Annotated in this window: 12 protein-coding genes; 11 read left to right on the forward strand and 1 reads right to left on the reverse strand. The window is 40.7% G+C overall.

Features of this window, described 5'->3' with window-relative positions; genetic code table 11:
* Positions 1-25: 25 nt before the first annotated feature.
* From L634_RS0106150 to L634_RS33775, 11 genes are all read left to right on the forward strand, one after another.
* Positions 26-709: a cyclase family protein gene (locus L634_RS0106150; protein ID WP_026581692.1), complete on the forward strand. Its 684-nt coding sequence runs from the start codon at positions 26-28 to the stop codon at positions 707-709.
* Between the two features lie 224 nt (positions 710-933).
* Entirely contained in the window at positions 934-1,566 is a 633-nt protein-coding gene (locus L634_RS0106155) for a DUF1989 domain-containing protein (RefSeq protein WP_026581693.1), read from the forward strand.
* Complete coding sequence (locus L634_RS0106160; protein WP_026581694.1) at positions 1,559-2,731, forward strand: M20 family metallopeptidase; 1,173 nt, start codon at positions 1,559-1,561, stop codon at positions 2,729-2,731. Before L634_RS0106155 ends, L634_RS0106160 begins: the two co-directional genes overlap by 8 nt.
* Positions 2,728-4,065 carry a 5'-deoxyadenosine deaminase gene (locus tag L634_RS0106165; RefSeq protein ID WP_026581695.1) on the forward strand — a complete coding sequence of 446 codons (1,338 nt, stop codon included), beginning with the start codon at positions 2,728-2,730 and terminating at the stop codon, positions 4,063-4,065. Before L634_RS0106160 ends, L634_RS0106165 begins: the two co-directional genes overlap by 4 nt.
* Positions 4,066-4,414: 349 nt before the next feature.
* Positions 4,415-4,828: a CoA-binding protein gene (locus L634_RS0106170; RefSeq protein ID WP_026581696.1), complete on the forward strand. Its 414-nt coding sequence runs from the start codon at positions 4,415-4,417 to the stop codon at positions 4,826-4,828.
* A gap of 327 nt (positions 4,829-5,155) precedes the next feature.
* A complete protein-coding gene (gene parE, locus L634_RS0106175; protein ID WP_026581697.1) occupies positions 5,156-7,135 on the forward strand; it encodes a DNA topoisomerase IV subunit B in 1,980 nt (659 codons plus the stop codon).
* On the forward strand, positions 7,132-9,582 hold the full coding sequence (gene parC / locus L634_RS0106180) for a DNA topoisomerase IV subunit A (RefSeq protein ID WP_026581698.1): 2,451 nt from the start codon (positions 7,132-7,134) through the stop codon (positions 9,580-9,582). Before parE ends, parC begins: the two co-directional genes overlap by 4 nt.
* Before the next feature lie 302 nt (positions 9,583-9,884).
* The gene (locus L634_RS0106185) at positions 9,885-11,327 is read left to right on the forward strand and encodes an alanine/glycine:cation symporter family protein (protein WP_026581699.1); all 1,443 of its coding nucleotides are present in this window, start codon (positions 9,885-9,887) and stop codon (positions 11,325-11,327) included.
* Between the two features lie 106 nt (positions 11,328-11,433).
* Positions 11,434-12,204 carry a hypothetical protein gene (locus L634_RS0106190; RefSeq protein WP_026581700.1) on the forward strand — a complete coding sequence of 257 codons (771 nt, stop codon included), beginning with the start codon at positions 11,434-11,436 and terminating at the stop codon, positions 12,202-12,204.
* Between the two features lie 70 nt (positions 12,205-12,274).
* On the forward strand, positions 12,275-12,748 hold the full coding sequence (locus L634_RS0106195; protein WP_026581701.1) for a staygreen family protein: 474 nt from the start codon (positions 12,275-12,277) through the stop codon (positions 12,746-12,748).
* A gap of 83 nt (positions 12,749-12,831) precedes the next feature.
* Positions 12,832-12,969 (forward strand): hypothetical protein, encoded by a 138-nt coding sequence (locus L634_RS33775; RefSeq protein WP_198029698.1) that lies wholly within the window; start codon positions 12,832-12,834, stop codon positions 12,967-12,969.
* A gap of 678 nt (positions 12,970-13,647) precedes the next feature.
* Here L634_RS33775 and add read toward each other — a convergent pair.
* Positions 13,648-14,649, reverse strand: coding sequence for an adenosine deaminase (gene add / locus L634_RS0106205; RefSeq protein ID WP_026581702.1), 1,002 nt, complete (start codon positions 14,647-14,649; stop codon positions 13,648-13,650).
* Positions 14,650-14,869 lie beyond the last annotated feature (220 nt).

Consider the following 14,869-nt stretch of genomic DNA (forward strand, 5'->3'; position numbering starts at 1 on the left):
TATTCCCTATTAAAGGAGGAAAACCATGGGAGTTAAACTAGTGGATTTAACACAGGAAATTTACCAAGGGATGCCGGTATTTCCCCTCCATCAAAAAACCATGATATTCCCAAACATGTCCCACGAGGAAAGCGAAAAACAAGCCGGCTTTATGTTTGCCACCAATAATCTATTAATCAATGAGCATGGACCTACCCATAGTGATGCCACATATGAATACGATCCAAATGGCAAGTACATTGATGAAATGCCGCTTGAATATTTTTATGGTCCGGCTGTTTGTCTTGATGTATCTCACATTCCGCCAGATCGGTATATAACAAGCAGAGATTTGGATGATGCCTTGAGAAATTCGCAGCAATTTATAGAAACTGGGGATATTGTTCTTCTTTATACTGGCCATTATAACCGTTCATATGGAACGGAGGAGTGGCTGACAACCTATACAGGTCTTGATTATCAGGCTGCCAAATGGCTTGCTGATAAAGGTGCAGTGAATATTGGCATTGATGCACCTGCTATTGATCATCCGGATGATCCGAAGTATTCAGGACATCTTATTTGCCGGGAATATGGGATTACCAATACTGAAAACCTATGTAATCTTGATCAGGTTGCAGGCATGCGGTTTCTATATTTTGGCTTGCCGCTTCGGATCCGCAAAGGTACCGGTTCCCCAATAAGAGCTGTAGCTGTATTTATTGAATAGGCTTTCTAAAGCTTATTTTAATTTTTCATCCTGTTGATTGGAGCGGAAGGCGCTAGTTCATCGTAACGCATTGGCGTTTTCTTTGTGCGTGTGAATTCGGGGATGCTCATGTAATGTCCTGCAGAAGAAGAGCCGGACTGCCCGCGGAAAGCTTGAGTGCCTGGAGTGGAAATCAAAAAAGGCATAAGTTTAATAGAGAAATAATACGCAGAGGAGGAGATCACTTGGGAGAAACTTTTAAAAAAGAAAGAATCCGTGAGGAAATTATCATTCCTCCATATGAAGGAAGAAGTGCGAGGCTTTTTAAAGGCGAAGAATTAATTATCATCGATATGGAAGGGAAACAGGTAGGCGATTTTGTCTGTTTCAGCCATGAGGATCCTTCCGAGCATGTATCACCTGTTCATATGCGGGCATCACTAAGCAGCATCAGATTAAAAATAGGGGATTTTCTGTACAGCAACCGCCGCCGGCCGCTGATGCAGCTGATTGATGATACTGTCGGCAAACATGATTTCTTTTTCCCTGCCTGTGATTATTATCGATATAAAGTGGATTTTGGCAAAGAAGACCATCCAAATTGCCATGATAATATTGAGAGCTCTTTGAAGGCATTTCATATCCATCCCCCTGTAATACCGGATCCTATTAATTTGTTTATGAATAATGTCCTTGATGATGCGGGTGATTATATCATAGAGGAGCCGCTCTCCAAACCAGGCGATTATGTTCGTTTGAAGGCGCTGTGTGATGTGGTTATTGCCTGCACCACTTGTTCGCAGGACATGGCTCCTGTAAACGGATTTAAAGTTACTCCGTTAAAGATGCAAATTGTGGAGGGGCAGAGTGATGAATGATATCCAGTTTCTGCAGCATCTTCTCCAAATCGACAGCTCCAATCCGCCAGGGAACGAGCATCTGGTTACTGAAGCCTTTATAGACCGATGCAAAGAAAAGGGTTTGCCCTATAAGGTTACTTTTCTAGAGCCAAACAGGAGCAATTTTGAAGTAACCATCCAGGGGAAAAGCACAAAACAGCTCTTTTTATGCGGTCATATGGATACGGTGTCCCCAGGCTCGGAGGAATGGGATTATTCCCCTTTTTCAGGTGAAATCGCGGACGGAAGGATCTACGGGAGAGGTGCATCTGATATGAAAAGCGGCCTGGCCGGGATGTTTCTCGCTTTGGAGGATTCATTTCTTAAAGGTGAAGTACCTCCTGCCACTGTTACGTTCTTGGCAACTGCGGGTGAGGAGGTAGACAGCTGCGGGGCAAGGGCATTTTTAAAAGAAAATGAAAAAAGAAAGATTGATGCACTTGTCATTGCCGAGCCGACTGATGAAAAAATTGTGATTGGCCATAAAGGCGCGCTTTGGCTTGAAATTACTGTTTTTGGTAAGACCTCACATGGTTCTATGCCTGAACAGGGGATTAATGCAGTTGATCATATGCTAAAGGTAATAAAAGTTCTTGATGAAATGAAAGCTGAATGGAAAGCAATGAAAGCACCCCTGGGAAAAAGCAGTCTTGCTGTAACAATGATAGAGGGCGGTGTTCAGACCAATGTTATTCCTGACAGATGCGGTATTCGGGCAGATATCCGGACAGTTCCGCCCCAATCTCATTCCAATTTTATAGAACTGCTGAAAACCAAGCTTGATCAGCTTATTGAAGCCAATGAGATTTATAAATATACGGTTAATCCCCTTCTTGATCGACCATCCATATTAACAAAGCCTTCTGAGGATATCATTCAAATAGCACAGAGGTTAAAAGGCGGTACCACTGCAAATCTTTATGGAGTCTCCTATTATACTGACGGGGCTGTTCTGAATCCGAGAAGTGAGATACCTACTTTAATCTATGGACCTGGTGACGAAAAGCTTGCCCACCAGCCAAATGAATGGGTAAGCATTGATGCTTACAGACGATCCATCCAGTTTTACAAGCAGCTCATAATGAATTACGGGAAGGAAAAGGCTGTCCAATCCAGCCCAGTGCAAGGGGGGAAAGTAAAATGAGCAGCATTATGATCAAAAATGCCGAGATCGTTACGATGAATAGCAAGGAAGAAATTTTCATTGGGGATCTGTTTATAGAGAATGACCGGGTTGCTGAAATAGGCCCCAACCTTAACCATTCAGCAGGTAAAGTGATTGATGCTGCCGGTAAAACTGTCATTCCCGGTTTTATCCACACACATATCCATCTCTGCCAGACATTATTCCGCGGTCAGGCGGATGACCTGGAATTGCTGGATTGGCTCAAGCAAAAAATCTGGCCGCTTGAAGCTTCACATGATGAAGAATCTATTTATTATTCCGCTATGCTAGGAATCGGAGAGCTTTTGCAGAGCGGTACGACGACTGTAGTAGACATGGAAACAGTGCATCATACGGAATATGCTTTTCAGGCAATCTCAGAAAGCGGGATAAGGGCGCTTGCCGGCAAGGTTATGATGGATAAAGGCGATGAGGTTCCTGTGCTTTTAAGGGAAAAAACTTCTAATTCCATACAGGAGAGCGTGGACCTATTAGAAAAATGGCATAACCATGATAATGGCCGTATTCAATATGCTTTTTGCCCCCGTTTTGTCGTATCGTGTACGGAGGAATTGCTTACGAATGTAAGGGACCTTTCTGCAGGCTATAATGTTAGAGTTCATACCCATGCATCGGAAAATGCCAGCGAAATAATGCTGGTGGAAAGAGAATACGGGATGCGGAATGTCATTTATTTAGACAGCATAGGACTTGCCAATGAAAGGCTTATACTTGCCCACTGTGTATGGCTGAATGAGGAAGAAAAGAGGATAATAAAAGAGCGTGGCGTGAAGGTAAGCCATTGCCCAGGATCCAATTTGAAGCTTGCCTCAGGTGTTGCAGAAGTACCTTCCCTATTGGATCAGCAGGCATTTGTCAGTTTGGGGGCAGACGGGGCACCTTGCAATAATAATCTGGATATGTTTAATGAAATGAGACTGGCAGCAATCATTCAAAAGCCTGCTCATGGGCCAACTGCCATGGATGCCCGAACTGTTTTCCGGATGGCCACTATCGGGGGTGCAAAAGCAGTTGGCATGGAGAATGAAATCGGGAGCTTGGAGCCGGGCAAGAAAGCGGACCTTGCTATCCTAAATTTAAATGATTTTCATGTGTACCCTTCTTTTGGCATTGATACAATCTCAAGAATCGTATATTCCGCTACTCGGGCAGATGTAGAAACAACCATTGTGAATGGGAAAATTTTGATGGAAAATAGAAAGTTAAAAACAGTGGATAAGGAGATTGTCTTAAAAGAAGCGAATACCAGCATACAAAGATTGATCAAGAGACTTGAAACAGTAGTTTATTAGGTTGTAATTCGGCTGATAAATCCATTCAGCCGTTTTTTTATGGTAATCTGAAGATAAGAAGGCAGCATCGAGTTATTGGAGCAAATGAAGTGACCGCATATCAGGATTCGGCAGTAATTTCCTTGATAAGGCAGTTTTAGCTCACTTTCATCACTATGGGTCTGAGGTCAAAAAACCTTGTACAGGAACAACAAATAAAAAAGCCCTTTCCTTATATAAAAAGGAGGGTTTAAATTGGAATGTGCTTTGAACATTTATAAACTATGCACAGAATATAAAGCAATACGTTAGTACACTTTAGTTATTTTAGGTAGAATAAACACATACACAATTTTTTGGAGGGAAAAAGATGGCTATTGAAAATCCAAGCCGGGAAGAAATCGGCAAACTTTTAAAAAAATCAAAGCGGATTGCAGTTGTAGGTTTAAGCGGAAATCCTGAGCGTACATCCTACATGGTTTCCGAAGCGATGCAAAAGGCCGGCTATGAAATTATTCCGGTGAATCCTGCTGTTGATGAAGTTCTTGGCGTTAAAGCAGTTGCAAGCCTTAAAGATATAGAAGGCCATGTAGATATCGTTAATGTGTTCAGGCGTTCAGAGTTTCTTCCTGAGGTTGCCAGAGAGTTTGCCGAAATTGATGCAGATATCTTTTGGGCACAGCTTGGCGTTGCACACGAGGAAGCTTATGATTTTCTAAAAGAAAAGGGATACACAGTCATCATGGACCGCTGCATTAAAGTTGAACATGCATTAACGAAGTAGAATAAGCATGAGGTCTGCTAAAGATCTCATGTTTTTTATTTTTTTTATAGAATCCCAGTAAATAAAGGGTTTGGCTAATGGAAATAATCTTGATAAATTCTTTAAATCTCATGAACTTATTTGCCAAAACCAAATAAATAGATAAAATAAAGCATAGACCTTATTAAATTATATGGTAAAATATGAATACAGAACACTTGTTCTCATTCCGTAAATCCTTTAATTTTTCTAAAGGAAAACCGGCTTAAAAGCCGAATACTTATACGGGTGTTCTAAGCCGCACATATTGCGGCTAGTGTTGCTGCAAGAAATGAAAGGGGTATGTTCGTGGCAAGAAATCAGGAAGCTTTTGACTACAATGATGATGCCATACAAGTACTTGAAGGGCTTGAAGCTGTAAGGAAACGCCCTGGGATGTACATTGGGAGTACGGATGCAAGAGGTTTGCACCATCTTGTATATGAGATCGTCGATAATGCTGTCGATGAAGCACTGGCAGGATACGGGGATCATATCATTGTCAAAATACATAAAGATAACTCAATTAGTGTTCAAGATAAAGGACGCGGTATGCCAACTGGGATGCATCGAATGGGAAAGCCCACTCCGGAAGTTATATTGACTGTCCTTCATGCCGGCGGGAAGTTTGGCCAGGGAGGCTATAAAACAAGCGGCGGATTGCACGGTGTTGGTGCCTCAGTTGTTAACGCCCTTTCCGAATGGCTCGTTGTTAAAATTAAACGTGATGGTTTTGTGTACGAACAGCGGTTCGAGCATGGCGGAAAGCCCGTTAGCACACTTGAGAAGATAGGGAAGACCAATCAATCAGGGACAACGATTCATTTTAAGCCTGACCCGTCAATCTTTTCGACAACCACTTACAATTACGAAACTCTATGCGAACGCCTTCGGGAGTCAGCATTCCTATTAAAAGGAATGAAAATCGAAATCGCAGACGAACGAAATGATTTTCATGATGTTTTTCACTATGAAAACGGGATCGAAGCATTCGTTGAGTATTTAAATGAAGAAAAGGATGTCCTTCATCCTGTAGTAAGCTTTGAAGGCCAAAGCAATGGAATTGAAGTTGATTTTGCTTTTCAATTCAATGATGGCTATTCCGAGAATGTACTTTCCTTTGTTAATAATGTCCGCACGAAAGATGGCGGAACACATGAAGCTGGCTCGAAAACAGCTATGACACGGGCATTTAATGAATATGCACGCAAAGTGAATTTATTAAAGGAAAAAGATAAAAATCTGGATGGAGCCGATATTCGGGAAGGCTTTACCGCTATCGTATCCGTTCGGGTTCCAGAAGAACTTCTGCAGTTTGAGGGGCAGACGAAGGGCAAACTGGGAACAAGTGAAGCACGCTCTGCTGTTGATTCTGTTGTTTCTGAGCATTTATCCTATTTCCTTGAAGAAAATCCTGAGACTAGCTCCCTGTTAATCAAGAAAGCAATCAAAGCTTACCAGGCCAGGGAGGCTGCCCGTAAAGCCCGCGAGGAAGCAAGAAGCGGGAAAAAGCGGAAAAGATCAGAAGCAATGCTTTCTGGCAAACTTACTCCAGCTCAATCACGCAATCCGCAAAGAAACGAATTATACCTGGTGGAGGGTGACTCTGCCGGCGGATCGGCCAAGCAGGGAAGGGACAGACGCTTCCAGGCTGTGCTTCCTCTTAGAGGTAAGGTAATCAATACTGAAAAAGCCAAGCTGCAGGATATCTTTAAAAACGAAGAAATCAATACGATTATCCACGCGGTAGGAGCCGGCGTTGGAGCCGATTTTAATTTGGATGATGTCAATTACGATAAAGTCATCATCATGACAGATGCCGATACAGATGGCGCTCATATCCAAGTGCTGCTGCTTACCTTCTTTTACAGGTATATGAAGCCTCTGCTTGAAGCGGGAAAAGTGTTTATCGCCCTGCCTCCTTTATACAAAGTCAGCAAAGGAACAGGAAAAAAAGAAGTGGTTGAATATTCATGGAGTGATGATGATCTTCAGGATACCATCAAAAAAGTGGGAAAAGGCTATATGATACAGCGCTATAAGGGTCTTGGAGAAATGAATGCAGACCAGCTATGGGAAACGACGATGGATCCTGAGACACGCACGCTGATTCGCGTTAAGATTGATGATGCAGCTAGAGCTGAGCGCCGAGTAACGACATTGATGGGCGATAAAGTTGAGCCGCGACGAAAATGGATTGAATCCAATGTTGCATTCGGTCTTGAAGAAGATGGAAGCATTCTTGAAAATGAAAATATTTCTGTACTAGAGGACGGTGTTGAATCATGAGTTCTGCTGAAAAGTTCCGCGACCTTCCTCTTGAAGATGTACTAGGTGACCGTTTTGGACGCTACAGTAAATATATTATCCAGGACCGTGCACTGCCTGACGCACGCGATGGATTAAAGCCGGTTCAGAGAAGGATTCTGTATGCGATGCATGTGGAAGGGAATACCCATGAAAAGGGCTTTAGGAAATCAGCCAAAACAGTCGGTAATGTAATCGGCAACTATCATCCGCATGGTGACACATCTGTCTATGATGCCATGGTGCGGATGAGCCAGGATTGGAAAGTACGGAACATCCTTGTTGAAATGCATGGAAATAACGGAAGCATCGACGGGGATCCGCCAGCTGCCATGCGTTACACGGAGGCGAGGCTTTCTGCCCTATCTTCCGAATTGCTGAAGGATATTGAAAAAAGAACGGTTGATTTTATTCCGAACTTTGACGACACATCCAATGAGCCGACTGTATTGCCGGCTACATACCCTAATCTGCTTGTCAATGGCTCAACAGGAATTTCAGCGGGGTATGCAACCGAAATTCCTCCTCACCATTTAAATGAAATCATTGACGGCGTTATTTTAAGGATGGACAAACCGGATTGCTCTATCGAAGATCTAATGGAGCATATTAAAGGACCGGATTTCCCTACAGGAGGAATCATCCAGGGTGTTGATGGCATCAAAAAAGCCTATGAAACAGGAAAAGGCAAAATCATAATCCGCGGAAAAGCTGAATTTGAAGACCTCCGCGGAGGCAAAAAGCAAATTGTCATTACCGAGATTCCTTTTGAAGTAAATAAAGCAAATCTGGTAAAGAAAATGGACGAATTCCGCATTGACCGCAAAGTGGAAGGCATTGCGGAAGTTCGGGATGAAACTGACCGCACAGGCCTTCGCATAGTGATCGAATTGAAAAAGGATGCGGATCCGGAAGGCGTATTGCATTATCTTTACAAAAATAGTGATTTGCAAATCCCATATAACTTCAATATGGTTGCCATCCACAACAGGCATCCAAAATTAATGGGCCTTAGAGAGCTGCTGGATGCCTACATTGGCCACCGCAAAGAGGTTGTAACCCGCAGGTCACAGTTTGACCTTCATAAAGCAGAAGCACGCCAGCATATTGTAGAAGGCTTAATGAAGGCACTTTCTATCCTGGATGAAGTCATTGCTGCCATCCGTGCCTCCAAAGATAAGCGGGATGCAAAGGATAATTTGATTGCCAAGTTTGAGTTCACAGAGCCTCAGGCAGAAGCGATTGTTTCCTTGCAGCTTTATCGCTTAACCAATACAGATATAACAGCCTTAAGAGCAGAGGCTGAGGAGCTAGCCAAACAAATCCAGGAGCTTAAAGCAATCCTGGAAAGCGAGAAAAAACTATATTCAGTTATTAAAAAAGAGTTAAGAGAAGTCAAAAAACGATTTGCTGATGAACGCCGCACGAAAATCGAGGCGGAAATTGAGGAGATTAAAATCAATCTGGAAGTGCTGGTAGCAAGTGAAGATGTCATTGTAACAGTAACAAAGGAAGGCTATGTCAAACGTACAAGCCAGAGGTCCTTTGCTGCTTCAAACGGACAGGATTTCGGAATGAAGGATTCTGACCGGCTTATTGCCCAGCTGGATATGAACACGACTGATGTTCTCCTTGTGTTTACGAATAAAGGAAACTATTTATACTGTCCTGTACATCAGCTCCCAGACATCCGGTGGAAAGACCTTGGCCAGCACATTGCCAATATTATTCCGATTGATCGTGATGAGACCATTGTTCAAGCTATCCCAGTTAAAGATTTTGAAACAGAAGAATTCCTGCTGTTTATGACAAAAAATGGTATGGTGAAGAAAACGGAATTAAAGAATTATAAAGCCCAAAGATATTCAAAACCGCTGGTTGCTATAAATGTAAAAGGCGATGATGAAGTCCTTGATGTCTATTTAACAGATGGCACGAAGGAAATATTCCTAGCCACTCATCAGGGATATGGCCTGTGGTTCCATGAAGAAGAAGTGAGTATTGTTGGACCAAGAGCAGCCGGTGTCAAAGGTATTAACCTGAAAGATGGTGACTTTGTTGCAGGTGCTCAGCTCATTGAGGATCCAAAAGAACAGGCAGTTGTCATCGTGACACAGCGTGGTTCTATTAAAAAAATGAAATTAAGTGAATTCGAACGGACTTCTCGTGCTAAGCGCGGCGTAGTCATGCTTCGTGAATTAAAATCGAATCCTCACCGTATTGTTGGATCTGTGATTATAAGAGGCAGCGATGACCTTTTCATTGAAACCGAAAAAGGCCATATTGAGGAAGTCAAAGCTTCATCGATCCGCTTTAATGACAGATATTCAAATGGATCGTTCATTATTGATGAATCTGAAAGCGGAAAAGTTAAATCCATCTGGAAAAAAGAAGACATGCAAGATGATAGCGGCCAAACATCAGAATAAAGATTGAAGCAGCCCCTGCCTTTGCAGGGGCTGTAAAATTTATCATAAAATAATGAGCAGTTAATCAACATAGTTCTAAATGCATAAAAATTTTATAAAAAATGATTTGAAAACGTTTAAACACAAAAGGGGAAGGGAATATAAATTTTGTTGATTTTCTTTTTGAATCGCTGTTTTTAGCGAATTTTTTTGATTTGGAATGAATATACGTCTTGTCTATTAAAAATTCTTTTGATAGATTAGAAAGGGTATTGTTTTTGTGAAATAGTAAAATACCCAATAAAAAACTAGGGGGGAGATGCATGGATTTATTCTTGCAGGGATTAAATTCAATTGTAGGCTTTCTAAATGATTTAGTATGGACCTACATTTTAATTGCAGTATTAATCATTTTAGGCCTTTATTTCAGTGTTAAAAGCAATTTCGTACAATTCCGTTATTTTGGAGAAATGTTCAGAATACTCGGAGATAAAACAATGGTTTCGGCTGAAGGGAAACGAGGAATCTCTTCTTTTCAGGCATTCACAATCAGTGCTGCATCCCGTATAGGTACCGGCAACATGGCAGGTGTTGCTACTGCGATTGCAGCCGGAGGACCAGGTGCAGTCTTCTGGATGTGGGTAATCGCTTTTCTGGGAGCAGCGTCGAGTTTTGTAGAAAGCACGTTGGCTCAGATTTATAAGGTTAAAGATAAAGAAGGTTTTCGCGGCGGTCCTGCTTACTATATGGAGAAAGGGCTAAAGAAACGCTGGATGGGTGTTCTGTTCGCTATTATTATCACATTCTGTTTCGGCCTAGTATTTAATTCGGTCCAATCCAATACCATTTCATTAGCATTTAATGAAGCATTTGGAACCAGCCGCTTAACGATCGGCTTAATACTTGCAGCATTAACTGCCGTTGTCATCTTTGGCGGCATTAAGAGAATTGCTTATGTATCACAGGTTATTGTTCCAATTATGGCTGTGATTTATCTAGTTGTTGCCGCTGTCATAGTAGTAATGAATATCACTGAAGTGCCAAACTTAATTGCAACCATTGTTAAAGGTGCTTTCGGCATGGATCAGGCATTTGGCGGAGCAATGGGTGCAGCTGTTATGATGGGTATTAAAAGAGGTTTATTCTCGAATGAAGCAGGTATGGGTAGTGCTCCAAACGCTGCAGCAACAGCTGCTGTTTCACACCCTGTTAAGCAAGGTTTGATTCAAACTTTGGGTGTGTTTGTGGATACGATTTTAATTTGTTCTGCAACAGCGTTTGTCATTATTCTTTCAGGAGCCTATACGACCCCTGAATTATCTGGCATTCAGCTAACACAGTTCGCTTTAACTTCACATATTGGCACTTGGGCGCCGATTTTTGTGGCAGTGTCCATTTTCCTTTTTGCATTCTCATCTGTAATCGGGAACTATTACTATGGTGAAACAAATATTGAATTTATCAAGGAAAGTCCGACAGCCATATTTATTTACCGTCTTGGAGTAGTGGGAATGGTTACGTTCGGTGCTTTGGTGGATCTGGCTACAGTCTGGGGCCTTGCTGATTTATTTATGGGTATAATGGCGCTAATCAACTTGATTGCCATTACCATGCTTGGAAAAATTGCTTTTGCTGCGCTTAAAGATTATATTGCCCAGCGCAAAGAAGGAAAAGATCCTGTATTTTATGCTGATTCTATCCCTGGCCTAGATGGCATTGAATCTTGGGAAACAAAAGAAAGTGCGTTAAAGAAAACAGCGAAATGATTTCTTCCTAAAAACCTTCTATCTAAAAGATAGGAGGTTTTTTTATGCTTCCTTACATGAAATTTCCATTACTGGGAAAGCTAAAAAAAAACAGGGAGGATTCAAGATGAAAAAAGAACTGCTCTTTGCGTTTTCAGCTTTCTTTTTTATGTCTTTATCAGCCATAACAGGCGTATACGCTGACGAAGAAGAAGGCAAAGCTGTTACAATTTTAAAAGAAAAAATAGATGTATCCGGTGATAAGAAGGAAGATACGGTTTATATAAAGGGTGTTTATTATGAAGAAGGTGCTTCATTTTTAAAGGAAATCTTTTTGGAGATAGCGGCAAGTAACGGAAAGACTTACAAAGCAGATCTAACCGGTGGATATGACCCGGATATCCAGTTTGAAGATTTGAATCATGATACTGTTAAAGATATGTTAATCAGCATTCCAACAGGAGGAAGCGGCGGCTATTCCAATTTTTACTTATATACATTAAAAGATTTTCAATTGGCTGATCTTAAAGTACCCAGTCCTTTAGTAATCAATAGCCAATTTGAAAATGGATACAAGGCAAACATTACAATTCAGGAAACCGGACAATCGTATACTTTTGATTTAAAAGACCGCAGCGAGGAATACGAACGGCTAGGTTTATATGTAAATGGAAAGCTTAGCGAACCAACTGAGCTGATGGTTAATCCCTATAGTGCTTTAAAAATCGCTTCCGTTGAAGGCAAAAAAGGCTTAATGGGTGTACAAAGAATAAGCGGAGCTTATAATGCTGATACAATCGCCTTTGTAGAATCCTTCTGGCTCTATGAAGATGGAAAATGGGTGTTAAAGAACACTAAAATAATGAAAATGAATGCCCGAAACTCTCATAAGCATTAGGCATTTGTCACGTTTATGAATATATCCCATATACTGACATAAGGAAATTTGTATATATGGGGGCGTTTAAATGAGCAAATTTAATCCATCAAAGCTTTCCGTTGAATATTTGCCTCCTGCGACGGAATTCAGGCCCGTAGATCGCAGGAAATATACACTTACGCATTCAGATGCCACTGGGGAATTATTTCTTGCGATAGGCGGCTATTATGATCTTAATGCGATTAAACCTAAATTCCGTGATGAAGTGTTTGCCGAGTGGCTGCCGCAAATGGGGCAGTATGTTTTGAGCGGAAAAGTATATATCAGTGGCGGGGAATTTGATGAACCATACTCCAAAATAAGGTTTATGATTTTCCAAAAAGAATTGGAATTGGCGCTTACAGCAATAGTTTATGGTGACAGGTGCTTTTATTCTAATTACCCATGGCTGCTTGATTCCCCAATATTTGTACACTTTGAGTCGGTTTATCCGGAATTCAGCAAAATGCTCTATTATGGGACACCAAGACAATACCTTAAAGCGGCTTTGCTGCCTGTTTGACCAAAAACACAGGAGGAACCTGTGTTTTTTATTTTAGGAATAAAAATAAAAACATAACAAACTATATGAGCAAAGGAGTGATTATGTTGAAGAAAAACGAAGATAACACATTTAAGTTAAGCTATGAATCGGATGGGAAGATGGGAAAGAAAGGTAAAAATAAAGAGAAAAAGAAGGATCAGGCAGAGATATTCTTTAACAGTACCCAGGATAGTGAATAACAGGCGGAACATAGATATAAAAAACTTCAAAAAGAATATCCAGGAAATAGATGTCGATAATAATATTATGTAAACTAATAAAATAATTTAAAAAAGCAGGGGGATGCTTTGAATTAGAGAAGCTGCAAACAATATAATTATAATGTATTGCAAACTGTGATCTCAAAGCAAATATAATGCAAGAAATTAATTGGATTTATAACAGATTGAATATATAAATTAATTGATGTTGTATGGGAAAAATTAAATTCAAACAAAAAAATCAAATAAAAATGGAAAAATTATTTTTTACCGGAAAAATTAAAAATTGCATAAAAATTTTATTTTGTCTCACTATCTTAAGTATACTTAGATAATGAGACGTTTTGTTTACTAACGCCTATAACTTCCTATAATATATATTATGTAAACTAGAATAAAAATTAAATATAGAATCATCCTACTCACCTGCATAATGCAGCGATTGTTTCATTATTTTTTAAGATCAGGCTGAAGTTGCTTTTTATATGAAATATCTGAGCTTCTCTCTTCAACTAAATATTTCTCCCAGAAAATAAGCCAATCTATACAAGGTTTCCATAAAGTCTTGTATAGATTGGCTTTCCCCGTCTTCATTACATCATGCGGATTTAAACATACGAATCCAAGTTGTTTTTCTCTTATTTGCTTTATTTAAATTTAAATGTCCAGCAGATATTTCTTCAGTTTTTCCTTTGTCATTACATCTGCAAAAGAAGCTTGGACACTATTCATATATATTTGCTTATACTCTTCCTCACTCATAGCAAATTCATTACAGACTAAATCACATTCCTTCGCCATTGTTGTATCTGATACCGTTCTGTTGTCCGTATTAACGGTTACTTTTATTCCATCCCTGTGAAAGTCGTAAATTGGATGATCGCTAAATTGATTCACTGCTTTCGTTTGGACATTACTTGTTGGACACATTTCCAGCACAACCTGTTTTTCCTTTACAATGTTATAAGCCTCTAAACAATCTTTAATAAATACGCCGTGTCCGATTCTTTCAGCCCCTAACCATTCAATGGCCTCAAGCACATTTTTTCCGATTCCCGTTTCACCGGCGTGGATCGTGACTCTGTAGCCATATTCTCTAGCCAATGCGATTGGTTCAATGAATTTTCCGCAAAATCCTTCTTCTTCGGAAGCACACAAATCGATCGCGACAACGCCTTTTCCAAGGAATACCTTACCCTTTTCGACGACCTCAAAAGCACTTTCCGCTGGCATCGTTCTCATACATGACAAAATGATATTTCCTTTGATATCAAATTGTACTTCAGCCTCCTTCATCCCCTCTACCACACTTTGAATGATTTCTTCTACAGATAACCCCTTTCGCGTATGAAGCAATGGTGCAAATCGAACCTCCATATATTTCACATTTTCCTTTGCTGCATCTTCAAAAAGCTCAAAGGAAATTCTTTTTAAATTTTCCTTTGACTGCATCACTAAATTTGGGATGGAAAATCTTTTTAAATATTCATCTAAGGATTCGCAGTCTAATGGGGCAATTAGTTCTTCTTTAATCGCTTCAATAGTAAAGGAAGGTATACTGATGCCTTCTCTCTTTGCGATATCAATGATGGTCTCAGGTCTAACACTCCCATCCAAATGGCAGTGAAGTTCAATTTTAGGCATTTTAGAAAAATTCATCGTTGGACCTCCTCGTTTTTTTAGGCTGTGTTAAAGCTTATTGTTGATTATTGCACCCTGTTGAATGGAGCGGAAGGTACGAGCTCCTCGAAAATGCTACCGCATTTCCTTACGACGAGGTGTTAATTCGGGGAAGCTTATTCAATGTCCTGCGGGAGAAGCGTGTCAGCGGGAGACCCCGCAGGTGCGAATGCACCGAGGAGCGTCGGACCGCCCGCTG

This window comes from Bacillus sp. J33, from assembly GCF_000518885.1.
Taxonomy (GTDB): domain Bacteria; phylum Bacillota; class Bacilli; order Bacillales; family Cytobacillaceae; genus Cytobacillus.

What these genes read in the sequence shown, in the direction of transcription:
- L634_RS0106150 (WP_026581692.1), top strand. Translation starts at nt 26, where the DNA reads ATGGGAGTTAAACTAGTGGATTTAACACAGGAAATTTACCAAGGGATG.
- L634_RS0106160 (WP_026581694.1), top strand. Translation starts at nt 1,559, where the DNA reads ATGAATGATATCCAGTTTCTGCAGCATCTTCTCCAAATCGACAGCTCC.
- L634_RS0106165 (WP_026581695.1), top strand. Translation starts at nt 2,728, where the DNA reads ATGAGCAGCATTATGATCAAAAATGCCGAGATCGTTACGATGAATAGC.
- L634_RS0106170 (WP_026581696.1), top strand. Translation starts at nt 4,415, where the DNA reads ATGGCTATTGAAAATCCAAGCCGGGAAGAAATCGGCAAACTTTTAAAA.
- parC (WP_026581698.1), top strand. Translation starts at nt 7,132, where the DNA reads ATGAGTTCTGCTGAAAAGTTCCGCGACCTTCCTCTTGAAGATGTACTA.
- L634_RS0106185 (WP_026581699.1), top strand. Translation starts at nt 9,885, where the DNA reads ATGGATTTATTCTTGCAGGGATTAAATTCAATTGTAGGCTTTCTAAAT.
- L634_RS0106190 (WP_026581700.1), top strand. Translation starts at nt 11,434, where the DNA reads ATGAAAAAAGAACTGCTCTTTGCGTTTTCAGCTTTCTTTTTTATGTCT.
- L634_RS0106195 (WP_026581701.1), top strand. Translation starts at nt 12,275, where the DNA reads ATGAGCAAATTTAATCCATCAAAGCTTTCCGTTGAATATTTGCCTCCT.
- L634_RS33775 (WP_198029698.1), top strand. Translation starts at nt 12,832, where the DNA reads ATGTTGAAGAAAAACGAAGATAACACATTTAAGTTAAGCTATGAATCG.
- add (WP_026581702.1), bottom strand. Translation starts at nt 14,649, where the DNA reads ATGAATTTTTCTAAAATGCCTAAAATTGAACTTCACTGCCATTTGGAT.